Source organism: Ruegeria sp. E1, from assembly GCF_056534225.1.
The window spans coordinates 252,116-275,331 of sequence record NZ_JBQFPE010000003.1 but is presented as its reverse complement, the minus strand read 5'-3'; the positions used below and the strand labels follow the sequence as shown (position 1 = coordinate 275,331).

Genomic DNA, 23,216 nt, shown 5'->3' with positions numbered 1-23,216 from the left:
CTGAAATGTCTGAATGGCTGGAAAACCACCTGCCCAAGGTGGTGCTGGCACCGTCGTTCATCGCCGTATTGATCTTTGTCTACGGCTTTATCGGATGGACGGCTTGGGTGTCACTGACCCGATCAAAACTATTGCCGAAATACGAGATCAAGGGCTTCATCCAGTATGAGCGCCTGTTTGACTCGCCCCGTTGGGATACGGCGATCAACAACCTGTATATTTTTGGTGCTCTGTTCATTGTGATTGCGATGCTGCTGGGGCTGTTGCTGGCCATCCTTCTGGACCAGAAAATCCGCGTCGAAGGGGCGATCCGTACGATTTATCTGTACCCCATGGCCCTGTCGATGATCGTGACAGGCACCGCGTGGAAGTGGATCCTGAACCCCGGTCTGGGGATCGAGGCCATGGTGCAGGGCTGGGGCTTTACGAATTTCGAATTCGACTGGTTGGTGAACCCGGATTACGCGATCTACACCATTGTGATTGCCGCGATCTGGCAAAGCTCGGGCTTTGTTATGGCGCTGTTTCTGGCAGGTTTGCGCTCGGTGGATGGTGAGATCATCAAGGCCGCCCAAGTCGATGGCATCCCCACATGGCGCATCTACACGGCGATCATCATCCCCTCAATGGCTCCGATTTTCCTGTCGGCCTTCATCGTGCTGGCGCACCTCGCGATCAAAAGCTTTGACCTGGTCATCGCCCTGACAGGCGGCGGTCCGGGTTACGCCACCGATCTGCCCGCCACCTACATGTATGCCATGGCGTTTTCACGCGGCGATATTGGTCAGGCTGCGTCGTCCGCAATGATCATGATGCTGGTCGTCTTTGCCATCGTGGTTCCTTATCTCTACTCAGAATTGAGGGCTAAAAATGACTGATCTGTCGATGCCCCAAAGCGAAACCCGCACCCAAAGCGCCACAAGCAAGATTGCCTTGCGCTGGCTGCTTTACATCATGCTGGGCCTGTTTGCGCTCTATTACCTCATGCCGCTGTTCGTGATGCTCACGACCTCGCTCAAAAGCCTTGAGGAGATACGCACCGGATCGCTGATGTCCTTGCCCCGTGAGGTCAGCTTTGATGCGTGGAAAACCGCATGGTCCAGTGCTTGCACCGGTATCCAGTGCGAAGGTCTGCGACCTTATTTCTGGAATTCGGTCCTGATTGCTGTGCCTGCGGTGGCCATTTCGACCCTGCTGGGCGCGCTGAACGGCTATGTGGTGGCGCAGTGGCGGTTCAAAGGGGCCAATATCATCTTTTCGCTGATGCTGTTTGGCTGCTTTATCCCGTTTCAGGTCGTCCTGCTGCCGATGGCCCGCGTGCTGGGCCTGATGGAAATTGCGGGCACCATTTCGGGACTGATCTTTGTCCATGTGGTCTATGGCCTTGGCTTCACCACGCTGTTTTTCCGCAACTACTACGTCACCATCCCGGCCGAGCTGACCAAGGCCGCACGCGTGGATGGGGCCGGGTTCATGCGGATATTCTGGTCAATTTTCCTGCCGCTATCGCTGCCCATCATCGTGGTGACCGTGATCTGGCAGTTCACGCAGATCTGGAACGACTTCCTGTTCGGCGTGTCCTTCAGCGAGGCCGGAACCCAGCCCGTGACCGTGGCACTCAACAACATCGTAAACTCAACCACCGGCGTCAAAGAATACAACGTCGACATGGCCGCCGCGATCATCGCGGGCCTGCCGACGCTGCTCGTCTATGTCGTCGCCGGTAAGTATTTCATCCGCGGCCTGACCGCAGGCTCAGTGAAGGGATAAGACCCATGGCTCCTATTCTCGACATCAACAAACTTTACAAGAATTACGGCGCAACCGAGATTCTCAAGGACATCAACATCTCGATCGAACCGGGTGATTTTCTGGTGCTGGTTGGCCCCTCGGGCTGCGGTAAGTCTACCCTGCTGAACTGTATTGCAGGGCTGGAACCGATCACCGGCGGCACGCTGGCCATCGGTGGCAAGGATATGACCCATGTCAGCCCCAAGGATCGCGACATCGCCATGGTGTTCCAGTCCTACGCCCTGTACCCGACCATGTCGGTGGCCAAGAACATCACCTTTGGCATGAAGGTGCGTGGCGTCGATGCAGCAACGCAAGAGACGAAGCTGAAAGAGGTCGCCTCGCTACTGCAGATCGAGCAGTTGCTGAACCGTCGCCCGAGCCAGCTATCTGGCGGTCAGCGTCAACGCGTTGCGATGGGCCGCGCGCTGGTGCGCGACCCCAAGCTGTTCCTGTTTGACGAGCCGCTGTCAAACCTCGACGCCAAGCTGCGGGTCGAGATGCGAACCGAGATCAAGAAGCTGCACCAGACGCTGGATGCCTCGATCGTCTACGTGACCCACGATCAGATCGAGGCGATGACGCTGGCCACCAAGATCGTGGTCCTGAAAGGTGGCATCGTGCAGCAGATCGGCAGCCCGGCCGAGATTTACAACAATCCGGCCAACCTGTTTGTGGCGGATTTCATGGGTTCACCCGCGATGAACCTGATCCCGGCGCAGGCGTCGAACAATGGCGCTGGCACGCAAATCTCGATTGCTCGCGGCTCGGGTGAGACACTTGTTCTGAACGACGCCCGCGATCTGTCGCTACCGCAGGACGTGATCCTGGGCCTGCGGCCCGAGGACATCGCCGAAGCCGGTTTCCGAGCAGGCGCAAGCGTGCAGGAAGCTGCTTGCATGGTCGACATGGTCGAACCCGCCGGGGCCGATACATATGTAGTGTCTGAACTTGGCGGCAAACAGGTAACGGCGCGACTGCACGCCGAGACCACCGCGCAGGCAGGCAAGATGCTGAACTTGGCCTTTGACATGAGCAAAGTGTCGTATTTTGCGAAAGAAACTGGTGAGCGGTTGAACTAACGAAAATCGCCGCGTGACGGTGTCGCGCGGCGATTTCTATTAATCCAATTCGGTCTTAACTCGACCGGTTCATATCCTTGATCAGGTGGTTCAGATCGCCGCCGCGCGCATCCAGCATTGCGCCGATCTCGGTGCGTTCGGTCAGCAGCATGTTCACGCCTTCGATGAACATATTGAAAAACTTGTCGCGGCCCGATTTGTCCGAGACCAGAAAGGTCACTTCGAATGGGGATGATCCCTGCAGTTTGACCGAGGTGCGAACCTCGTATCCGGCCTTGATCTTGCGGGCATTGCGCACAGTGACCTGACCGCCAATAAACTCACGGAAACGACGACCATATTTGCTTGAGATATAGCCCTGAAACGCTTTGGTGAATTGCCTCAGCTGCGACGCGCTGGCAGAACGTCCGTCAGCCCCCAGAACATAGCGGGCCATGATCGGCACATCGGCATATTGCACGAAAATCTTTTCGAAATCGCGGATCATCGCGCTTTCGGATTTTCCGGATGCGATCACGCGATTGATGTCATCCACAACGCTGACAACAAGTGCCTTGGCGCTGGCCTCGGTCTGGGCAAATGCGGGCAGGGGAAGGGCGGTCAGCGCCAGTCCGGCCAGACCGGTGGCAACAAAATCGCGTCTATTCAAGGAATTATTCGGCATAAGGGTCCTCGTAGGGGTCTAGGTAGGGGTCTAGGTAGGGGTCCCTGACAGGGTCGGTCCCGATTTCGGCATAGGGGTCGTCATACAGACCCAGATAAGCGTCTTCATCGTCTCGTGCCAGTTCGAAGCGGCGATTTTGCAGGTAAATTGTCTGCGCCTGCGCATAGCTGTCTGCGCTTTCGTACAGAATCGAATCCACAGTATCCGAGAACCGGCCCCGATCACCCATGCGACGGACGACCTCGGCATAGACACCTATATTGTCGACCGGACGCACCGGGCTGAAATTGATCGGGTTCGAGAACAGGTTGAACACAACCCCAACGGCGTCGCGCGCAGTTGACGGGCCATAGAACGGAAGCTCAACATAGGCCCCTTCGCCGACGCCCCACACATGCAGGGTTTCCCCGAAATCCGTGTCAACGGGTGGCAGGTTCAACTCATCAGCCGGTTTTGACAGGCCAAAGCCGCCTACGGTGGAATTGATCACGAACCGCAGCAACGCGTTGCCCGATTGCTTGAGGTTGCCCTGAAGCAGATAATCCAGCGCCTGTCCGGGCATCGTCAGGTTTTCGGCAAAGTTGCTAAAACTTGTGACCATCGGATCGGGTACGATTTTCACATAACCTTTCGAGGCCGGCCGGAACAGCAGCCGGTCAACGCCCAAATTGAACTTGTGAATGCCACGATTGGTTCTTTCGTAGGGGTCGAAGACTTCGCCACGGGCAGCTTCATCTGCAGGCTGCGTTGCACAGGCCCCAAGCGTGGCCAACAGGGTCATGACGATCAGGGGCTTAAAGCAGATTTTAGTCAACACGGTCTTTGTCACTCCAAACCGTTCGGACGGGAGGCGCCTGAACGTTCAATCAATACTGCCGTTGGCCGAGATACACGACCCAATTTGATGTCCTTTAATTGTTTCACGCTCATATTGAAACAGCTAGCGTTTAACCTGCCGGACAAGCTCGCGTAAAGTGACAGATGTTCAACAGTCCGGAATAAGAGAAGTTACGCTGAGCGCGCTGGCAAACCACATAATGCCGGTTTCGCGCTTTTCGATCCGGCAGAACCCGGTTAGCGTCGCGCCCGAGTCGAATTTAGGTGAGGACCAAATCATGAGCATCGCAGCGAAACTTGAAAGCCTGGGTGTTGATCTGCCAGACGCACCGGCACCTGCCGCCAACTATGTGCCCTTCGTCCGCGTCGGCAATATCGTCTACGTTTCGGGCCAGATTTCCAAAGCGGATGACCTGATCACCGGCAAACTGGGCGATGACATGGATGTGGATGCAGGTGCCGCAGCCGCCAAGGTCTGCGCCATCAATCTGCTGGCACAGGTCAAGGCGGCCTGTGGTGGTGACATCGACAAGCTGGTGCGGGTGATAAAGCTGACAGGTTTTGTGAACTCGACCGCCGATTTCACCGCTCAGCCGCAGGTTATCAACGGTGCATCCGATTTCCTGGTCGAGGCGCTGGGCGATGCTGGTCGTCATTCGCGCTCGGCCGTCGGTGCCGCGTCGCTGCCGTTGGGCGTGGCGGTTGAAATCGAAGGGATTTTCGAGGTCCAATGACGCCGCTCCTGCCGCAAGTCTTTTTGCAGCGCCCGATTGCACATCGGGCGTTGCATGACATTTCGGACAGGCGTCCTGAAAACAGTCGCGCGGCCATCCGGGCGGCGGTTGAGGCGGGCTATGGGATCGAGATTGATCTGCAACTGACCGCCGACAACCGGGCCATGGTGTTTCACGACTATGACATGACCCGTCTGACGGGACAGGCCGGACCGATCCGGCAGGTGACGTCAGCGCAGGCGGGTGAGACCGCTCTGCTTCATACCGAGGATGGTATCCCGACGCTGAACGAGGTGCTTGAACTTGTTGCGGGCAAGGTCCCGCTACTGATCGAGCTCAAGGATCAAGATGGCGCGATGGGTCCGGCAGTCGGACCTTTGGAGCAGGACACAGCGCGGGCCTTGCAGGGCTATGACGGACCGGTTGCGGTCATGTCGTTCAACCCCCATTCGGTTGCGGAACTGGCAAGAGTGATCCCAGAGGTGCCGCGCGGTCTGGTGACGTGCTCTTACCAGCCTAAGGTCGAGCTTTTACCGCAGGATGTTTGTGACCACCTGCGTGATATTCCCGATTTTGACCGGGTCGGGGCCAGCTTCATCAGCCATGAAGCCCACGACCTTGACCGCCCTCGCGTGGCAGAACTGAAAGCGCTTGGTGTGCCAATCCTGTGCTGGACCATCCGGTCGCCCGAGCAGGAGGCACAGGCGCGTCGTATTGCCGATAATGTGACCTTTGAGGGGTATGCGGCTTGAACCAGCCCCACGCCGTCACAGATAAAGATCAGAGGCGGAGGGCACATGGATCAGGCGCAAATCGAGGTTCAGGTTCTTGGATCGCTCTCGCAGATTTCTGCGGCGGAGTGGGATGCCTGCGCTTGCCCCGAAGCCGCTGACGGCGGGCGACCGCTTGATCCGTTTACCACGCATCGGTTTTTGCTGGCGCTCGAAGAAAGTGGCTCGGTCGGGCGCGGAACCGGCTGGCAGCCGCAATATCTGACTGCGTATCTCGATGGTGTCCTGATCGGGGCCGCGCCAATGTACGCGAAATCTCATTCTCAGGGCGAATACATTTTCGACCATAGCTGGGCTCATGCCTTTGAAAACGCTGGCAGGCGGTATTATCCGAAACTTCAGATTGCCGTGCCCTTTACCCCCGCCACCGGGCGCAGGTTTCTGGTGCGTCCCGGGTATGAGGCGATTGGCATGTCGGCGCTTGTGCAGGGCGCGGTGCAGTTGGCCGCGGATAACCGGATTTCATCCTTGCACGCGACCTTTTGCACCGAGGATGAGGCGCTGGCTGGCGAGCAAATGGGCCTGATGGTCCGCCATTCGCAACAGTTCCACTGGTTGAACAGCGGTTTCGCGGATTTTGACGCGTTTCTGACTGCGTTGTCGTCACGAAAACGCAAGAACATCCGCAAGGAACGCAAACAGGCGAACGAGTTTGGCGGTCAGATTCGCACACTGACCGGCGATGATCTGAGGCCGGAACACTGGGATGCATTCTGGCGGTTCTATCAGGACACTGGCGCGCGCAAATGGGGCGCGCCTTATCTAACACGTGAGTTCTTTGACATCGCGCATCAGACCATGGCTAACGACATGGCGCTGGTGCTGGCCGAGCGGAACGGATTTGCCGTCGCGGGTGCGTTGAACTTCATCGGGCGCGAAACGCTTTATGGCCGATATTGGGGCTGCGTCGAACATCACCCCTGCCTGCATTTCGAGTTGTGCTACTATAGGGCGATCGACTTTGCCATTGCCGATGGGCTGGCCCGCGTCGAGGCCGGTGCACAGGGCGAGCACAAGCTGGCGCGGGGCTATCTGCCGACGCGCACGCACAGCTTGCACTGGGTTGGCGATCCGGGGTTTGCCGATGCAGTCCGGAACTTTCTGGACGCCGAGGCGCAGGCAGTGGGAGAAGAGATCGAGATTCTGACGGATTATGGCCCGTTCAGAAAATCGAACCCGGAGGAACAGCAATGACCGAACTTTTGTCGACCGAGACCCGCGGGCCGCTGCTGGACCCGCTGTTCAAAACCGGCTGGACCATGGTTGAAGGGCGCGATGCGCTGACCAAGACCTTTATCTTTGACGATTTTGTCCATGCGTTCGGCTGGATGACGCAGGTCGCGATCTGGGCAGAGAAATGGAACCACCATCCCGAATGGTCGAACGTCTACCGCACGGTCGAAGTGGTATTGGCCACCCATGACGTGGGTGGACTGTCCGCATTGGATGCCAAACTGGCGCGTAAGATGGACAGTTTGCTTTAGTCCCGATCCTCGTTCGACCCCGTGCCGCCCGCCAGCATCGCCGCCGTGCCCATCTGCTGGAATTCAGCGGGCGTCACGGTGCCATCGCTGACATTGATATTGCGGGCAATTGGGATCGTGCGACTTCCGATCGAGCGCACCGTGCGCGCAGCGGGGTCAATGCCCAGACACCGGTTTTCATAACAGGTCAGCCCATTGGTGTTGATCTGGATACGTGGCTGTTCGTCCGGTCCGGTCACAATCGGCGCCTGCGGAACGTCGCAGGCCGCAGTTATGGCCAGCAGTCCCAATCCAATCCACTTGTTCATGCCAAACTCCTGAGTTTAATCCAGTTGGCCGTTCCCATCCTTATCTGCCGCGCCGAAATCTTCCGCCATCTGCGTGTCGTATTCGGCCCGCGAGATAAAGTTGTCATTGTTACGATCTGTATTCTGAAACTGCTTTATGTCCAGAAAGGGTTTCGCTTCATCCAGACCCAAAGTTCCGTTCTTGTCGTCATCCATTTCCTGAAAGGCATAATCGGAAAAGGCGTTGAATTCGTCTTTTGACAGAAACCCGTCATTGTTTGTGTCGATGGCCTTCAACTCTTGCTCATTGAGTTCTGCGACGGTTTCCGCGCTGGCCATCCCTGCCAGAGCGATGGCTGCTGCAGCAATCATCTCACGTTTCATGGCACCACTCCTCAACATGCGTATCTCTGGCCCTGCAACCCGCCTGCCGCCGCTCCTGCGGCTGTCAGGATCGTCTTGCCAGATCCGCCACCAAACTGGTTGCCGATCACGCCGCCAATCAAAGCGCCGCCCAGTGTGCCGGAAAGGCAGGCAATCTCGTGCTGCCGCGCCGCCTGTTGCTGCGGTGTCGGTGCTGGACCGCAGGCGGCCAACAGGCTTGCAGCGGTCAGGACAAATACAAATGGCTTTATGCTCATAAATGAACTCCCCAGTAAGATAAGCGGACTATTCGCCTATTGGGGGGTGCTATCAAGTTAATTAACGCGCCGCGGCCCCGGACCATCCGGGGCCAGCAGATATCAGATCGCCTCCAGCAGGCTTTCGCCAGCGGAAACTTCGCAGACACCGGGGTTTTCTTCCATGTTCAAAACCGTAACCTTGCCGTCCTCGACCAACATTGCATAGCGCTTGGATCGCGAGATCAGACCCACCGGCGGGGCGTCGAAATCCATGCCGACGGCTTTGGTAAACTCCGATGTGGCATCGGCCAGCATGGTCAGACCGGCCTCGGTCGCGCCGGTGGAGTCTCCCCATGCGCCCATTACAAATGGATCATTGACCGATACACAGATCACCTCGTCCACACCTTTGGCGTCAAACTGACCCTTGGTGCGGATAAAGCTTGGCACATGTGCCGTGGTGCAGGTTCCGGTAAACGCACCCGGCACAGCAAAGATGACCACCTTGCGGCCCTTTGTCTTTTCGGAAATCCGCACTTCTTCCGGCCCGTCGGCACCCATCTGGATCAGAGTGGCATCGGGCAGAGTCTCTCCTGTTGAAATCATTCTTGTCCTCCTGACGATTGGATTTGCAGAGTCAGTCCTAGCCGCAATATAGGTTAGCAAACGAAAGTAACCACGCAAATCGTCAGGGTCGCAAGAAGATGAACCACATAGTCGTGATCGGAGCTGGACAGGCAGGGGCGTCGCTGGTTGCAAGGCTGCGCAAAGATGGGTTCGAGGGTGATATCACCCTGATCGGGGCAGAGCCGCATTTGCCTTACCAGCGTCCACCTTTGTCCAAGGCCTATCTGCTGGGTGAAATGGAGCTGGAACGCCTGTTCCTGCGACCCGAAAGCTTTTACGCCGAGAACAACATCACCTTGCGTCTGGGTCAGCGTGTGACAGGTATCGACCCGCAGGCCAAGACCGTGACCGTCGGGGATGAGGTGATCTCTTACGACGAACTGGCGTTGACGACCGGGTCCGACCCGCGCCGCCTGCCTGCGTCGATTGGTGGTGATTTGGACGGCGTGCATGTGGTGCGCGATCTGGCCCATATCGATGAGATGGAGCCGCGCGTGACCGACGGTGCCCGGGCGCTGATCGTCGGTGGTGGATATATCGGGCTTGAGGCCGCCGCCGTATGCGCCAAACGCGGGGTCAAAGTGACATTGGTCGAGATGGCCGACCGCATCCTGCAACGGGTCGCGGCACCGGAAACCAGCGATTACTTCCGCGCCCTGCATACCGAATACGGCGCTGATATCCGCGAAGGGGTGGGGTTGGATCGTCTGATCGGGGAAGATGGCCGTGTCACGGGGGCCGTTCTGACGGATGGTTCAGAGCTGTCGGTGGATTTTGTGATTGTCGGCGTCGGCATCGCGCCCGCGACTCAAATGGCCGAAATGGCCGGTCTTGAACTGGACAACGGCATCAAAACCGACGCTCATGGCCGCACCTCGGACCCGTCGATCTGGGCGGCAGGCGACTGCGCATCCTTCCCGCATGGCGAGGGGCGCATTCGGCTGGAAAGTGTCCCAAATGCCATCGATCAGGCCGAGATCGTGGCGCAGAATATGCTGGGCGCGGCCAAAGATTACACCGCGACGCCGTGGTTCTGGTCTGATCAGTATGATGTCAAACTGCAGATCGCCGGACTGAATACCGGCTATGATCGTGTCGTCACCCGCAAGGGGCAGGGCGCAACGGTGTCCTTCTGGTATTACAAGGGTGATCAGCTGATTGCCGTCGACGCGATGAACGACCCGCGCGCCTATATGGTCGGCAAGCGCCTGATCGACGCCGGCAAAACCGCTGATCCGGCAGTGGTCGCCGACCCGGATGCGGACCTCAAACCGCTGCTCAAAGCGTGAGGATCATCGCCGGAGAGTTCCGGGGCCGCGCCTTGACCTCGGTCGGCAAAGGCGACGCAGGTGCGCATCTGCGCCCGACTACCGACCGTGCGCGCGAAAGTCTGTTCAATGTTTTAACCCATCAGATCGATTTTGATGGCCGTCGTGTACTTGATCTGTTTGCAGGCACCGGCGCTTTGGGGCTTGAGGCGCTGTCGCGCGGCGCAGCCCATGTTACTTTCGTGGATGACGGGCGTGTGGCTCAGGGTCTGATCCGAAAGAACATCGATCTGACGGGAAGCAAAGAGCGTGCAGACCTGATCCGTCGCGATGCCACCCGGTTGGGGGACAACCCCGGGGCAGCATATGATCTGATCTTCCTTGATCCGCCCTACGGCAAGGCGCTGGGTCAGAAAGCAATCGCCGCGCTGTCCGGCGGTGGCTGGCTGGCGGCTGGTGCCCTGATCGTCTGGGAAGAAAGCGATCCGATGACTGCGCCCGAGGGGTTCACGTTGCACGACACGCGCAAATATGGCGACACGCATATCTCGCTGATGTGGAAGGACAGTCCGGATGCATGATCTGGTGATTTTTGATTGCGATGGTGTTCTGGTCGATAGCGAGGTGCTGTCAAATCAGGTTATGGTCGACAATTTCACCCGCTATGGCCTGCATCTGAGCCTCACCGAATGCATGTCTTTATTTGTCGGCGGCACGATGAGCGGCGTGCGGGACAAGGCACGCGCGCTGGGCGCTGATCTGCCTGATGATTGGACCGAGCAGATTTACGCGGAAATCTACGCGGCGTTGAAGGCAGGCACGCCGTTGGTCGAAGGCATTCCCGACCTGCTGGCGCAACTGGACGCGCAGGGCATCCCCTATTGCGTCGCCTCGAACGGTCGCCCCGAGAAAATGCAGATCACCCTCGGCCAAAACGGGCTGTGGGAACGGTTCAAGGATGTGATGTTCTCGGCCCATGAACTGGGCACCGGCAAGCCCGAACCCACGCTGTTCCTGACCGCCGCACAGCATTTCGGCGCGCAGAATCCGGTGGTGATCGAAGATAGTGAAAACGGCGTCATCGCCGCGATCCGCGCCGATATGCGCTGCCTTGCCTATGCCGCCCATGACGACGGCGCGCGCCTGGCTGCTTTGGGTGGTGAGGTCTTCACGAACATGTCACAGGTGCCCGCGCTTTTGAGACTCTGACCCGCAAACATGCTATGCTCTGGCCATGGACCGCGCCATCTCACCCCCGCTCTGGGCCTTTTCGAAGGATACGGACACGACCACCGGGCCGCCGCCCAAGCCGATGCGGGCGCCGGTGTTTATACACGATGCGGTCATCCCGTGGCGGGATGAGACGTTGCTGCTAAAGCTGCTGCGCGATCAGGGCGCAGATCAGGACGAATAGGTCGGGTGATATTTGCCGCCCGGTGACAGGGTGAAAATCTCGACCCCATTTGCCGTTACACCTACTGAATGTTCAAACTGTGCCGACAGCGATTTGTCGCGGGTTACGGCGGTCCAGTCATCGGCCAGCGTCTTGGTTTCAGGCCGTCCCAGATTGACCATCGGTTCGATGGTAAAGAACATGCCTTCCTCTAGAACCGCACCTGTGCCCGGACGCCCGTAATGCAGCACGTTCGGCGGAGCGTGAAACACCCGGCCCAGACCGTGACCGCAGAAATCGCGGACAACGCTCATCCGGTGCGCCTCAACATAGGCCTGAATCGCGTGGCCGATATCGCCGAAGGTGTTGCCCGGCTTGACCATCTCGATGCCCTTGAACAGGGCGTCATGCGTGACCTGAATCAGACGTTCGGCCTTGCGTGGCAGCTTACCTGCCACATACATGCGCGAAGTATCGCCAAACCAGCCGTCGACGATGACCGTGACGTCGATATTCAGGATATCGCCATCCTTTAGCTTTTTGTCGCCGGGGATGCCGTGGCAGACCACATGATTCACACTGATGCAGCTTGCGTGCTGATAGCCCTTGTAGCCGATCGTGGCGGATTCTGCGCCTGCATCTTCGACCATCCGGGTGATGATCCCATCAATCGCGCCAGTGGTCTGGCCTACAAACACATGGCTTGCGATGTCATCCAATATCTGCGCAGCCAAGGCCCCTGCCGCGTGCATCCCGGCAAAGTCCCCCTGTTCATAGATGCGGATGCCGTCCTTGGTCAGGCGGCCACGATGTTCCTTCATCGACGCTAAGCTCCAAATGTTGCGCGCAGCATTCCTTTTACGCTGCTTGTGCAGAAAGTTCCAGAGGCTGCAGGGTCGCGGGTTTTCTCGATCCTTCAAATGGCGCTGAGGTACTCGGTTTCAAGTTCCAGCATCCCAATCTCGCTTTCGGTGAGTTGATTTGAGCCCACGTTCTAGAAATGAGAAGCTGGTGCGATGTTAAGACTGTCTTTCCTTGTAGTGGCCCTGATGCTGAGCGCCTGCAGAAACGATGTAGAATATCTGTCGGGTCAGGAACTGTCGTCGCTTTTTACGCACGAGCGAAAGATCGCGTTTGAAAGGACCGGATATACCGGCACAGCCTTGCTGGCTGCAGACCGGACCTTTGAAGTCACTGTTCCACGCCTTGGTCGCGATACGGGCGAATGGTGGTTAGATGAAGACCAAATCTGCAGTCGCTGGGTACGATTTCGTCAGGGACGAACCCTATGTGCCATAGTTGGAAAAACTCCCGACGGCACATATCAGGGGTTCACGCCATCGCAGAAAGTTTACGTTGGAGATTTCCGGTTTCTCGACTGATCAAGCTGTTTAAGCGATCTTCCAAGCCGCATTCGGGTCAACCCTAACCCCATTAGGCGAAATCTGGGTTCCAATGACGAGCCGCTCAACCCCCGTCGCCGCCTCAAACGCCGCCGCATAGGCCGGATCAATATCCGCCGCCAGTGCAAAGCGGTCGCAATCGGTGCGCTGCACCAGATACAGCATGATCGCCCGGTTTCCCTGCGCCGCCATCTCTGCCAGCTCGCCCAGATGCTTGGTGCCGCGCGCCGTCACGCTGTCGGGGAATTCAGCAAGGCCGGGTTTGCGTGAAAGGGTCACGCTTTTGACCTCGACATAGGCATCTGGCAGACCCGGTTGGGTCAGTAGAAAGTCGATGCGACTGCCCGTTCCGTACTTCACTTCGGCACGCACGGTTTTGTAAGCGGCAAGTTCGGGAATCTCGCCTGCCTCCAGCGTTATACGCAGAGCTTTGTTCGGGACAGACGTATCGACGCCTGTATAGTGGCCATTCTCATGATCGACCAGCCGCCAGCCGTATTTCAGCTTTTTCTTCGGATCGTCGTTTGGTTCCAGCCAGATTTTCTCGCCCGGTTCCGCCAAACCCATCATCGAGCCCGGATTGGCGCAATGTGCTGTGACCTCGCGCCCGTCCTCCAGCGTGCAATCGGCCAGGAAACGTTTGTAGCGGCGGATCAGTCGGGCGGGGACAAGGGGGGTTTCAAATCGCATGGCCTAGGGCCTATACCTGCCACCAGGGCCGATCAAGAGGGAGGGCGCGCCATGGCCAATCCAACCGCAGCAATGCTGGTGATCGGGGATGAGATTCTCTCAGGCCGCACCCGCGATGCCAACATGCACTATCTGGCGCAGGAATTGACCAAACACGGCATCGATCTGGCCGAGGTACGGATCGTCAGCGATGACGCCCCGGCTATCGAAGCCGCGGTCAAAGCGCTGTCTGACAGGTTTGCGCATGTATTTACCAGCGGCGGCATAGGGCCGACCCATGACGACATCACCGCCGATTGCATCGCCCGTGCCTTTGGGGTGCACATAGATGTTCGGGACGACGCGCGCGCGTTGCTTGAGGTACATTATGAAAACTCCGGCCTTGAGTTGAATGCCGCACGGCTACGCATGGCGCGTATCCCGGCGGGGGCGGCGCTGATAGAAAACCCGGTTTCGACCGCACCGGGCTTCACCATTGAAAATGTGCATGTCATGGCCGGTGTGCCTGCGGTGTTTCAGGCGATGGTGGCCAGCATTTTGCCGACCCTGACCGGTGGTGAGCCGTTGTTGTCCCAGACTTTGCGTGTGGATCGGGGTGAGGGCGACATAGCGGCCGCATTGGCGGATTTGGCCGAGGATTTCAGCGACCTTTCGATCGGGTGTTACCCGTTCCAAACCAACGGGGTCTTTGGTGCGAATGTCGTGGTTCGCGGCACCGACGGCAGCCGTATCGATGCTGCGATGACGCGACTGGCGCGGGAAATGCAGGTTTGAGCGTCAATTGGGCAGACATCGTCGACGGCACCTGGCCCGCCGCGCGGTATGAGACCGTCGGGCCATTTCAATTGCGCGAAGGACTGGGCGGTGGCTCTCGTGTTTCTGCTGCCAATCGCATCGGCGACATTGGCGCAGGCGATCTGGAATCTGTCGAGGCGGCGATGCAAGCGATGGGCCAAAAGCGGATCTTTTGCTTGCGCCCCGGAGATGAGGTGCTGGATGCTGATCTCGCCAATCGGGGATATGATATTCTCGATCCGGTCAATATCTACTCCTGCCCGGTGGATCACCTGACCGATATCCCAATCCCACGTGTCACTGTCTTCACCATTTGGGAACCGCTGGCCATCATGCGCGAAATATGGGCGCTGGGTGGTATCGGGGCCGCACGTCTGGCGGTTATGGACCGTGCTATCGGACCAAAGACCGGGCTATTGCTGCGGCGCGCCGATCAACCGGCTGGAACAGGGTTTGTCGCCCTTCACAACGGTGTCGCCATGGTTCACGCGCTTGAAGTTCTGCCCGATCATCGTCGGCACGGTCTGGGTCAATGGGCAATGCGCGCCGCGGCCTTTTGGGCGCTGGACAATGGTGCCCATACCCTTAGCGTGATCTGCACCAAGGCAAATGCGGGTGCGAACGGCCTTTACCATTCTCTCGGGATGCAGATCGTGGGAGAGTACCATTATCGCCAGCGCCTGCAGGGAGACTGAGCCGCCGTGACAGATGAAACCAACCCTACCGCGCTGAACCTGCCGATGGTCGATCCCTTGCCGCCCGAGACGCAGAAGTACTTTGATATCTGCGTCGAAAAGCTGGGCATGGTGCCGAATGTACTCAGGGCCTATGCGTTCGATATCGACAAGCTGAACGCCTTCACCGGCATGTATAACGACCTGATGCTGGCCGAGAGCGGGCTTTCAAAGCTCGAGCGTGAGATGATCGCGGTTGTGGTCTCTTCGATCAACAAGTGCTTTTATTGTCTGGTCGCTCATGGTGCGGCGGTTCGGCAGTTGTCGGGTGATCCGCAACTGGGCGAGATGCTGGTGATGAACTATCGCGTCGCCCCTTTGGATGTGCGTCAGCGTGCGATGCTGGATTTTGCCGCCAAGATGACAACCAGCAGCGCCACCATTGAAGAGCCTGACCGCCAAAGGCTGCGCGATGCGGGGTTTTCGGGTCGGGACATTTGGGACATTGCCAACGTGGTCGGGTTCTTCAACATGACCAATCGTGTGGCCAGCGCTACTGGGATGGCTCCCAACCCTGAATATCACGCGCAAAACCGATGATCCGCCTGTTTTCGATCTGCTTCGCCCTGTTGGCCAGTGCGTCCTTTGCGCAGGATCTGGCCCTGCCATCCAACGCGCGCCAGATCAGCGAACGGATCAGCCCGCTGGACAGTTATGATTTGCCGACCGGCGTCTTTGCCAACGGTGCCGTCCCATCGCGCGCAGTCGAAGGGCGGGTCGAACGCACCACATGGCGTCTGCAATCCGGCTCCAGCACCACGTTGCAGATACTCGCCCCGTTGCGGGACCAGCTAGAGGCGCAGGGTTATGACATCCTGTTCGAATGCGAGGCGCGTAGCTGCGGCGGTTTCGATTTCCGCTTTGGCACCGAGGTGGTTCCGACCCCGGACATGTATGTCGCCATTCAGGACTACAGGTTTCTGTCGGCCACACGCGGGGATGATGTGCTGAGCCTGCTGATCAGCCGGAACCCGCCCGACGGGTTTGTTCAGCTGATCCGCGTGACCCCGGTTGCCACTCCCTCGCCCCCGCCGCTGGTTATCGAAGACGCGGTGGATGGGACGCAAGGCCTGTTGCAGGTTCTGCAGCGCGACGGCCATGTGATCCTTGATGATCTGCACTTTGCCACTGGCGAGGTGGCGTTGGGACCAGGCCCCTTTGACTCGCTTGCTTTGCTGGCGGGCTACATGGCCGACAACCCCGAAGTCAGGCTGGCGCTGGTCGGGCATACCGATGATACCGGCAGCCTCGAGGCCAATACTAGCGTCAGTACCCGACGTGCGCAGGCGGTCAGGACTCGATTGATCGAAACACACTCGGTCGCGGGCGACCGGATCGAAGCCCAGGGAGTAGGATACCTTGCCCCGATCACATCAAACGCCACGCCCGAAGGCCGGGATACCAACAGACGGGTCGAGGCGGTTCTGGTGATCAACTGATCTGCTCTGCTGTCGCAACAGGCGTGATCCCGTTTTGACCGATTTTGAAATTTCGTGGGAACATGATCCTGCGGGCAGAAAGGCTGCCCGCAGGTGCAAGGTGGCTTTGACCTATTGCGATGCTGTCATCGCTGTCCGCAGCAGTTGCGGACGGTCGGCTTGTGAGGGCAGGAACACGGCCTGCGATCCGGCATCAAGTGCCGACAGGCTTGCGTCATACCACTGCATTGCCAGATCGCGGCGTTGCTGCACGCCAAAGCCCTCGCGCAGATGGTGCCCGATCAGCTCGCCATAGGCGGGCTCACCCATGGCGACCAGCATCAGCGCTGAGCCGACAGCGGTATCCATGTTGTCCTGAAGATAGCCCATGGCCAGACAGACTTTGCTGGTCGCGGCAAGATCTTCGGGGCTAAGCCCGGTATCCAGCGCAAACTTGCGCATCTGAGATTCTGCGTCTGCCTTTGAACTTAGTGACAGCGAAACAACCTGCGGCGTCAGCATGTCTCCAAAGGATTCGCACTGTGCTGAAATCTGATCCGGGGTCAGTCCTTGAATGTCCTGCATCAGATCCTCACCGCGCGCCATGGCATAGCTGCGGGCCAGACAAAACTGTTCGCTGAGCGCGAAATCAGGATCGGACATGTTTGCCAAGGTGGTGTAGCCGCCATTGGTCGAGGTCTGCAGCATAACCGCGCTGCAGCGATTGGCCAGCGACGGCCCCGTTGTTCCGCCGGCAAACAGGCTGGGCAGGCTGGCAGACGTTGTTTCGGTTGTCTCCGGCGCTGCGGGCGTTGCCTCCTGCTGGGTGATGAATTGCTGAGGGGTCACAACCGGGGTGGCCTGTACCGGAGCCTGCGGTGCCGCTGCGAGCGAAGTGCCGGTCTGAAGTTGCCTGCGATATTCCATCAACAAGGGTTGGCCTGCAAGCTGTGTTGTCGCCTGTCCGCCGCTTGTCGCCCAATAATAGGCCTGCATCAGAAAATCGCGCTGATAGGGCTGGAAGTCCCGGCCGTTCACAGGATAGCCCATCGACGCCTGATAGCGTTCGATTGCGGACCGCGTGCCCCGGCCAACCTGACCATCAACACGTCCGGCATTATACCCAAAGTAATTCAGCGCCGTCTGGGTCTGCGCGCCCTGTGATGTCGAAGGTATGCCCGAGCGATAGGTTCGGGTGCTAGTCTGGGCCTTTTTCTTTTGTTGGTCTTTGCCGATCACATAGCCGACAACGCCGCCAACCACGGCCCCGCCAATAAAGTCACCGGCATCCGCCCGCGCCGTCTGCGGTGTGGATATCGCAAGCGCAAGCGCGATTCCGAGCGTTGAAATTATTCGAATAATCATGACTTACCTCCTAAACAAAACAACAATTTTTAATGAGTATAGCACAGCCATTGGGCCGCGTAGGAATTTAGCACATCTGTGTCTAAAGCCTTGGTTGGGCATTGGTTTTCATCCGCCGGGAACATTGGAGGCCCGTAGTACAGATCAGAATCGCTTCGGTGTTTTGCTGGCGCAGATACTATTTTTGGCCTTCTGAAACACGTAGCCGCAGAAACGTCTTCGAAACAATGCACTCAACAAAAGCGACTGGAAAGTTCAAAGCCTGCCCGGGATGAAATGATAAAAGCAGGCACCTGTAGAAAACGGCACATCAAACGCGCCTCGGGAAGTCGCAGAACAGGTAGGTGGCGGAGACGAAGGGATTCGAACCCTCGAGACGGTTTCCCGCCTACTCCCTTAGCAGGGGAGCGCCTTCGACCACTCGGCCACGTCTCCGCTGGCGGGTATATCCTTGCCTGTCCTGCAGATACAAGGCGATTTTCCGGAGTGAGGGCAATTTTCTGATGCATGTGTTGGCAAACCTCGTTGACGCTGCCTCTGGGTCTGGCGCTTGTAGCCGGTTTCTTGTGGAATTAGCGGGACGCAAAGCCCGATTCGGCGACCTGCACGGCTAACCGATAGAGGTTGGGATTGACCGGGTGCTTGCCAAACACATCTGTTTCGGTGCATATTTGCGCAGTTTTTATAATCAAAATGACTAAGTAATTTAGTTTTCTGAGGCAAACAGTCGGGCGCGGGGTGATTTAGCCCCTCGGGATCCTTTTGGGGGAAAGGGACTTGGTTTTGGCCTGGTTAAAAGTATTTGTTTTCGTCCTGATTTCTTTGGCGCTGCCTGCGCCGGTCTTAGCCGCAATCGGGAAAGTTCTTAGCGTCAAGCAGGGTGCCGAGGTCATCCGCGCGGGGCAGACCATAACTTTGCGAAAAGGGATGGACGTGGTCTCGGGTGATACGATCACCACCAATCGCTCGGGTGTGGTGCAACTGATCTTCACAGACCAGACCAAGATCGCCGTCGGCCCGAATGCGCGCATGATGCTGGATGTGTCGATGATGCGCGGAAACCGTAAAGCCAAAAGCTTTGCGGTGCAGGCATTAGGGGGGAGCTTTCGCTTCATTTCGGGCAACAGTAAGAAACGAGCCTATTCGATCAAGACGCCAACGGCGACGATGGCCGTGCGCGGGACGACATTTGATATCTGGGTGCCGACAGGTGATCAGAGCGCCATGCTGGTTCTGGAAGGAACGGTGCAAATGTGCAGCCTGCGCGGCGGCTGCCGCTATGGGGACCAGCAGTGCAGCATGTTTGCCACCGGTTCCAGCGGCAGAGTGGGCCGTCCGGCCAATGTCGCGCAGTATGATAAGGCACTGAAGAGCGGATTCCCTTTCCTGCAGCAGCAACAAAGGCTGTTACCCCCGTTTCACGTCAACATCGGCGGTTGCTCGGGCGCAGAGGCGCTTGCGCCACCGGTGCGGACGGAAACGCGTGAATCCAGCCCAGGCCGCGAACGGGACGTCACCGAACCCGCGCGCGCTGCGGGTGCTACAAGATCCGCCAGCCGGTCCGCACCATCGCGGCCTGAGCCGATGGGCACCCGCGCCGAGGCCAATGCCGGGGGGTCGTCCACCCGCGCCTCTGCCAGCGCCGGAAGCGTCAGCGTCTCGGTCGATCTATCGGGGGACGGGTCTGATGGATCGGGTACCTCGGCAAGTGCCACGGCTGGCGGCGTCTCGGCCCATGCCGACACAAGATAATAGCGGTTAGAACCATACCATGTGACAGGAGAGGCTGGCGTGGCGGTTAAAACAAAAGACAGATTCGCGCGGAGGCTGGCATTCCTGCTGGTCGGACTGGTGCTGATCCTGTTTGGCTGTTTCATCCGAGTCTGGGATCCCTATCCGGTTCAGATGTCCCGCGCGATCTATTTCGACATGTTGCAGAGGGTCTCTCCGCGGGCATACGATCCCGATCTGCCGGTGCGCGTGGTCGATATCGACGAAAGATCCCTGTCGGCCTGGGGTCAGTGGCCGTGGCCGCGCACGCAATTGGCGCAGATGGTTGCTCGCTTGGGCGAATACGGGGCGGCGGCGATAGCGTTTGACATGCTGTTTGCCGAACCGGACCGATATTCTCCGTCGCGGTTGTTGCAGGATCCGGAGATGGCCAGTGTCCTTCGTACCGACGACGTGGCCATTCAGCGTGACAATGACGTCGAATTCGGGGCCGAGATCGCCAACTGGCCTGTTATCATGGGGGTTGCCGCCCGGCAGACCGACAGCGGCGATGATGTTGCGCCCAAAGCCGGATTGGTCGAAATCGGAGAGCACCCCGCCGCCGGTTTGATCGAGGTTCCACACTGGACGTCTCTAGCCCCTCCTTTGGGTGATGCTGCGCTGGGGATCGGTGGCGTCAACGTGTCGCCTCTGGGCGGGCTGGGCGTGGTCCGGCGCGTGCCGGTGCTGTGGTCAGGTCCGGGCGGTGTGATGCCGGGTCTTGGCGTCGAAGCGCTGCGGGTGGCGATGGGTGAACCGGTCTTCTTTGCCGAGGGCGCACAGGAAGAGGCAGGTATCATGTTGGCGATTGGAATCGGGGATTTCTTGCTGCCAACCACAGAAAACGGTGAAATCTGGGTACGGTACCGGCGCGACAATCCGGGCCTGTATCTGTCGGCGGATGACATCATGCAACGGGGCGACGACCCGGCGCTCCGATCCGAGATCGAAGGGCGGATCATATTGGTCGGTACCTCGGCCGCAGGCCTTTTTGATATGCGGGAAACAACACTGGGCGAGTCGGTGCCCGGTGTTTCCATCCATGCCCAGATCATCGAACAGATCATTCTGGGCGACATGCTCAGCCGGTCCGACGTGACCGCTGCGCTTGAATTGCTGGCTTTTGTCGTTTTGGGCATTGTGGTGACTTTTGTAATGTCCCGATACGGTGCCGTGGCTTCATTCGTGGCGGGGGGCGTGGCGGCTGCGGTGGTTATGGCGATCAGCTGGCTGGCATTCCAGAACCACTCGGTCCTGTTTGATGCGACCTTTCCGCTGGCGGGCGGAATGGCGAATTTCGGGCTTTTGGCAGGATACCTCTTTATCTCGACTGATCGTGAGAAACGGGTCATCCGGCGTACGTTCTCGCACTATGTCGCGCCCGAGATTCTGGACGATATGGAGGCCAGCGGTCACAAGCTGCAACTTGGAGGTGAGTCGCAAGACATTACAGTCATGTTTTCCGACATTCGCGATTTCACTCCCTTGTCCGAGTCCGTGACGGCGACCGACCTCGTCAAGTTGCTGAACGAGCTATTTTCAGAGATAGGGGACCAAATCTTGATCGAGCGCGGGACGATCGACAAGTTCATCGGCGATGCAGTCATGGCGTTCTGGAACGCGCCCTTACCGGTCGAAAAGCACCCGCTGCGGGCCGCATGTGCGGCGCTCAAAATGCGGGCGGCTCTGCAAAGGTTCAACGCCTCACCCATTATGGAAGGGCGGCCAAAGATCGCTTTGGCAACGGGCTGCGCCACGGGCGCGGCCTGCGTCGGCAATATCGGTTCGCGCCGGCGGTTCAACTATACGGTCATTGGGGACGTCGTGAATGTGGCCGCGCGTATCGAACAGAATTGCAGGCATGTGGACTACGATATCCTGCTATCCAGTGCCGTACGAACGGCCGCACAGGCTGATCTGGCTGCGTTGGAGGCTGGCTATGTCGACCTCAAAGGTAAAAGCGATCCCGAACCGGTGTTCATTCTGGTGGGCGATCAGGCCGTGGCCCAATCGGTGCAGTTCCAGAGCTTGCAGGACGCACATCAGGGGATGATCCGGGGCATTCGGGCCCGAATGTCTCAGGCAGAGCTGACAAGTCTATGTGCTGAGTGTTCAGATATGGCGGCTGGGGTCGAACCCGGGTTGATCCGGTTTTATCAGGCTCTGCCGGGTCGTATGGCAGATTTCCGGGCCGAGTTGCATTCAGGGCAGGCCATCTTCAGCCATCAGGGTATCGCGGGCAACGGGGCCGCGCTGCGGTCGCGATCGCAAGGTTAGAACAGAAACGGGCCGCGGCGCTTTCACGCTGCGGCCCGTTGTGTTCGGTCAGATGGATCGTCTCGCCCCCTCGAATACTATCTACAAAAAAACCGGCTAAAACTTTCGATATATTCGAGACTGATCTGACATCCGAACCGGAACACCCCCATACTGTAGTATCGCGACGGGGCGTTCAGTGAAGAAGTTCACATTAAGGTAAAATTTTTCTAATCGCGCCAATCGAAAAAGCCGGGCCCTGCTTTCTTGAGCAGGGATTCGGCCAGTTCGCGGCCCATAGCCGGGCCATCGGTGGCGGATCCTGTGATCTTTTCGGCAATCGTTTCGGACCCGTCCGGGCGCAAAACTTCGCCGCGCAGATGCAGGCTGTTGCCGTCGAACTCTGCCAGGCCGGCGATGGGGGTCTCGCAGGAACCATCCAGCCCGGCCAGTAAGCTGCGTTCGGCGGCAAGACGGTCTGACGTCTGCGTGCAATGAAGTGCCTCAAGCATCATGGCAGCGCGATTGTCATCCGCCCGCCGTTCTATGCCGATGGCGCCCTGCGCGATGGCGGGCAGCATGTCATCCGTAGAGATCGCGGTTGCAGGCACGTCGTCCATCTGCAATCGGCGCAGGCCGGCCATCGCCAAAAACGTGCAATCTGCCACACCGTCAGCCAGTTTCTTCAGCCGGGTCTGCACATTGCCGCGAAACTCGACCACATTCAGATCCGGGCGGCGATTCAAAAGCTGAGCGCGTCGGCGCAGCGATGAGGTGCCCACCACAGCCCCTTCGGGCAGATCCTGAATCGCGCTGAGACGGGGAGAGATAAACGCGTCACGCACGTCTTCGCGCGGTAGAAACGTGTCCAGCACCAGCCCCCGCGGTTGGTCCACCGGCATGTCCTTGGTCGAATGTACCGCAATGTCGATGTCACCGCACAGCATCGCCTCTTCGATTTCCTTGGTGAACAGACCTTTGTTGCCGATCTCTTTCAGCGGACGATCCGCATCGATCATGGCGCGGTTGTCGCCGGTGGTCTTGATCACCACGATCTCGAACGCGGCCTCGGACAGCTCGAAGGCGTCGCTCAGACGTCTGCGGGTTTCGTGGGCCTGGGCCAGTGCCAGCGGCGATCCACGGGTGCCGATTTTCAAAGGTGATGCGGGGGTGGGTAGTGTCAGACTCATGCGCACAGCATTAA

General features: G+C 58.6%; 28 protein-coding genes and 1 tRNA gene. 18 read left to right on the top strand and 11 right to left on the bottom strand.

The window, feature by feature from the left end:
• Positions 1–5: 5 nt before the first annotated feature.
• From ACR0FG_RS05030 to ACR0FG_RS05020, 3 genes are read left to right on the top strand one after another with little or no spacing between them, the layout of a single operon-like run.
• Positions 6–878, top strand: coding sequence for a carbohydrate ABC transporter permease (locus ACR0FG_RS05030; protein ID WP_170712408.1), 873 nt, complete (start codon positions 6–8; stop codon positions 876–878).
• The gene (locus ACR0FG_RS05025; protein ID WP_480890759.1) at positions 871–1,770 is read left to right on the top strand and encodes a carbohydrate ABC transporter permease; all 900 of its coding nucleotides are present in this window, start codon (positions 871–873) and stop codon (positions 1,768–1,770) included. The genes ACR0FG_RS05030 and ACR0FG_RS05025 overlap by 8 nt, the downstream gene beginning before the upstream one ends.
• 5 nt (positions 1,771–1,775) lie before the next feature.
• Positions 1,776–2,873 carry an ABC transporter ATP-binding protein gene (locus ACR0FG_RS05020; RefSeq protein ID WP_480890756.1) on the top strand — a complete coding sequence of 366 codons (1,098 nt, stop codon included), beginning with the start codon at positions 1,776–1,778 and terminating at the stop codon, positions 2,871–2,873.
• Positions 2,874–2,928: 55 nt separating this feature from the next.
• Here the strand turns inward: ACR0FG_RS05020 and ACR0FG_RS05015 are convergent, their stop codons facing one another.
• Positions 2,929–3,537, bottom strand: coding sequence for an MlaC/ttg2D family ABC transporter substrate-binding protein (locus tag ACR0FG_RS05015; protein WP_480890754.1), 609 nt, complete (start codon positions 3,535–3,537; stop codon positions 2,929–2,931).
• The gene (locus ACR0FG_RS05010) at positions 3,527–4,318 is read right to left on the bottom strand and encodes an MlaA family lipoprotein (protein ID WP_480890906.1); all 792 of its coding nucleotides are present in this window, start codon (positions 4,316–4,318) and stop codon (positions 3,527–3,529) included. The genes ACR0FG_RS05015 and ACR0FG_RS05010 overlap by 11 nt, the downstream gene beginning before the upstream one ends.
• 334 nt (positions 4,319–4,652) lie before the next feature.
• Between ACR0FG_RS05010 and ACR0FG_RS05005 the strand changes: the two genes are divergently transcribed.
• Genes ACR0FG_RS05005 through ACR0FG_RS04990 form a run of 4 tightly spaced genes read left to right on the top strand, consistent with a single transcriptional unit; the run spans position 4,653 to position 7,383 of the window.
• Positions 4,653–5,108: a RidA family protein gene (locus tag ACR0FG_RS05005; RefSeq protein ID WP_480890751.1), complete on the top strand. Its 456-nt coding sequence runs from the start codon at positions 4,653–4,655 to the stop codon at positions 5,106–5,108.
• Entirely contained in the window at positions 5,105–5,860 is a 756-nt protein-coding gene (locus ACR0FG_RS05000; RefSeq protein WP_480890748.1) for a glycerophosphodiester phosphodiesterase family protein, read from the top strand. The genes ACR0FG_RS05005 and ACR0FG_RS05000 overlap by 4 nt, the downstream gene beginning before the upstream one ends.
• Before the next feature lie 45 nt (positions 5,861–5,905).
• On the top strand, positions 5,906–7,093 hold the full coding sequence (locus ACR0FG_RS04995; RefSeq protein WP_480890745.1) for a GNAT family N-acetyltransferase: 1,188 nt from the start codon (positions 5,906–5,908) through the stop codon (positions 7,091–7,093).
• Complete coding sequence (locus ACR0FG_RS04990; protein ID WP_170712424.1) at positions 7,090–7,383, top strand: 4a-hydroxytetrahydrobiopterin dehydratase; 294 nt, start codon at positions 7,090–7,092, stop codon at positions 7,381–7,383. The genes ACR0FG_RS04995 and ACR0FG_RS04990 overlap by 4 nt, the downstream gene beginning before the upstream one ends.
• Here ACR0FG_RS04990 and ACR0FG_RS04985 read toward each other — a convergent pair.
• The 4 genes from ACR0FG_RS04985 to ACR0FG_RS04970 form a co-directional block, all read right to left on the bottom strand.
• Positions 7,380–7,691 carry a hypothetical protein gene (locus ACR0FG_RS04985; protein WP_480890742.1) on the bottom strand — a complete coding sequence of 104 codons (312 nt, stop codon included), beginning with the start codon at positions 7,689–7,691 and terminating at the stop codon, positions 7,380–7,382. The genes ACR0FG_RS04990 and ACR0FG_RS04985 overlap by 4 nt on opposite strands.
• 15 nt (positions 7,692–7,706) lie before the next feature.
• Positions 7,707–8,054 (bottom strand): EF-hand domain-containing protein, encoded by a 348-nt coding sequence (locus ACR0FG_RS04980; protein WP_480890741.1) that lies wholly within the window; start codon positions 8,052–8,054, stop codon positions 7,707–7,709.
• Positions 8,055–8,065: 11 nt separating this feature from the next.
• Positions 8,066–8,311, bottom strand: coding sequence for a glycine zipper 2TM domain-containing protein (locus ACR0FG_RS04975; protein WP_480890738.1), 246 nt, complete (start codon positions 8,309–8,311; stop codon positions 8,066–8,068).
• A gap of 102 nt (positions 8,312–8,413) precedes the next feature.
• Positions 8,414–8,899 carry a redoxin family protein gene (locus ACR0FG_RS04970; RefSeq protein ID WP_480890736.1) on the bottom strand — a complete coding sequence of 162 codons (486 nt, stop codon included), beginning with the start codon at positions 8,897–8,899 and terminating at the stop codon, positions 8,414–8,416.
• 98 nt (positions 8,900–8,997) lie between these two features.
• Between ACR0FG_RS04970 and ACR0FG_RS04965 the strand changes: the two genes are divergently transcribed.
• From ACR0FG_RS04965 to ACR0FG_RS04950, 4 genes are read left to right on the top strand one after another with little or no spacing between them, the layout of a single operon-like run.
• The gene (locus ACR0FG_RS04965; protein ID WP_480890733.1) at positions 8,998–10,209 is read left to right on the top strand and encodes an NAD(P)/FAD-dependent oxidoreductase; all 1,212 of its coding nucleotides are present in this window, start codon (positions 8,998–9,000) and stop codon (positions 10,207–10,209) included.
• On the top strand, positions 10,206–10,769 hold the full coding sequence (rsmD, locus tag ACR0FG_RS04960) for a 16S rRNA (guanine(966)-N(2))-methyltransferase RsmD (RefSeq protein ID WP_480890731.1): 564 nt from the start codon (positions 10,206–10,208) through the stop codon (positions 10,767–10,769). The genes ACR0FG_RS04965 and rsmD overlap by 4 nt, the downstream gene beginning before the upstream one ends.
• The gene (locus ACR0FG_RS04955) at positions 10,762–11,397 is read left to right on the top strand and encodes an HAD family hydrolase (RefSeq protein WP_480890728.1); all 636 of its coding nucleotides are present in this window, start codon (positions 10,762–10,764) and stop codon (positions 11,395–11,397) included. The genes rsmD and ACR0FG_RS04955 overlap by 8 nt, the downstream gene beginning before the upstream one ends.
• A gap of 25 nt (positions 11,398–11,422) precedes the next feature.
• On the top strand, positions 11,423–11,602 hold the full coding sequence (locus ACR0FG_RS04950; RefSeq protein WP_480890725.1) for a hypothetical protein: 180 nt from the start codon (positions 11,423–11,425) through the stop codon (positions 11,600–11,602).
• On the opposite strand, the gene map is transcribed toward ACR0FG_RS04950, so the two are convergent.
• A complete protein-coding gene (map, locus tag ACR0FG_RS04945) occupies positions 11,590–12,402 on the bottom strand; it encodes a type I methionyl aminopeptidase (protein ID WP_480890722.1) in 813 nt (270 codons plus the stop codon). The two genes, ACR0FG_RS04950 and map, sit on opposite strands and share 13 nt — an antisense overlap.
• A 195-nt stretch (positions 12,403–12,597) precedes the next feature.
• Here map and ACR0FG_RS04940 point away from each other — a divergent pair, with 195 nt between their 5' ends.
• Entirely contained in the window at positions 12,598–12,963 is a 366-nt protein-coding gene (locus ACR0FG_RS04940; protein ID WP_480890721.1) for a hypothetical protein, read from the top strand.
• Between the two features lie 9 nt (positions 12,964–12,972).
• Here ACR0FG_RS04940 and sfsA read toward each other — a convergent pair whose 3' ends face one another.
• Positions 12,973–13,674, bottom strand: coding sequence for a DNA/RNA nuclease SfsA (gene sfsA / locus ACR0FG_RS04935; RefSeq protein WP_480890720.1), 702 nt, complete (start codon positions 13,672–13,674; stop codon positions 12,973–12,975).
• Between the two features lie 51 nt (positions 13,675–13,725).
• Between sfsA and ACR0FG_RS04930 the strand changes: the two genes are divergently transcribed.
• From ACR0FG_RS04930 to ACR0FG_RS04915, 4 genes are read left to right on the top strand one after another with little or no spacing between them, the layout of a single operon-like run.
• Positions 13,726–14,448, top strand: coding sequence for a competence/damage-inducible protein A (locus tag ACR0FG_RS04930; RefSeq protein ID WP_480890718.1), 723 nt, complete (start codon positions 13,726–13,728; stop codon positions 14,446–14,448).
• A complete protein-coding gene (locus tag ACR0FG_RS04925) occupies positions 14,445–15,164 on the top strand; it encodes a GNAT family N-acetyltransferase (RefSeq protein WP_480890715.1) in 720 nt (239 codons plus the stop codon). Before ACR0FG_RS04930 ends, ACR0FG_RS04925 begins: the two co-directional genes overlap by 4 nt.
• 6 nt (positions 15,165–15,170) lie before the next feature.
• Positions 15,171–15,743, top strand: a complete 573-nt coding sequence (locus tag ACR0FG_RS04920) for a peroxidase-related enzyme (RefSeq protein ID WP_480890713.1) — start codon at positions 15,171–15,173, stop codon at positions 15,741–15,743.
• Positions 15,740–16,642, top strand: coding sequence for an OmpA family protein (locus ACR0FG_RS04915; protein WP_480890712.1), 903 nt, complete (start codon positions 15,740–15,742; stop codon positions 16,640–16,642). Before ACR0FG_RS04920 ends, ACR0FG_RS04915 begins: the two co-directional genes overlap by 4 nt.
• A gap of 111 nt (positions 16,643–16,753) precedes the next feature.
• On the opposite strand, the gene ACR0FG_RS04910 is transcribed toward ACR0FG_RS04915, so the two are convergent.
• Together ACR0FG_RS04910 and ACR0FG_RS04905 are read right to left on the bottom strand one after the other, a co-directional pair.
• A complete protein-coding gene (locus ACR0FG_RS04910; RefSeq protein WP_480890710.1) occupies positions 16,754–17,986 on the bottom strand; it encodes a peptidoglycan-binding domain-containing protein in 1,233 nt (410 codons plus the stop codon).
• A gap of 345 nt (positions 17,987–18,331) precedes the next feature.
• A tRNA-Ser gene (locus ACR0FG_RS04905) sits at positions 18,332–18,421 on the bottom strand.
• A gap of 348 nt (positions 18,422–18,769) precedes the next feature.
• Here ACR0FG_RS04905 and ACR0FG_RS04900 point away from each other — a divergent pair.
• Together ACR0FG_RS04900 and ACR0FG_RS04895 are read left to right on the top strand one after the other, a co-directional pair.
• Positions 18,770–19,738, top strand: coding sequence for a FecR family protein (locus tag ACR0FG_RS04900; protein ID WP_480890708.1), 969 nt, complete (start codon positions 18,770–18,772; stop codon positions 19,736–19,738).
• Positions 19,739–19,777: 39 nt separating this feature from the next.
• Positions 19,778–22,033, top strand: a complete 2,256-nt coding sequence (locus ACR0FG_RS04895; RefSeq protein ID WP_480890706.1) for a CHASE2 domain-containing protein — start codon at positions 19,778–19,780, stop codon at positions 22,031–22,033.
• Positions 22,034–22,242: 209 nt separating this feature from the next.
• Here the strand turns inward: ACR0FG_RS04895 and hemC are convergent, their stop codons facing one another.
• Positions 22,243–23,202, bottom strand: coding sequence for a hydroxymethylbilane synthase (gene hemC, locus ACR0FG_RS04890; protein WP_480890704.1), 960 nt, complete (start codon positions 23,200–23,202; stop codon positions 22,243–22,245).
• Between the last annotated feature and the right edge of the window lie 14 nt (positions 23,203–23,216).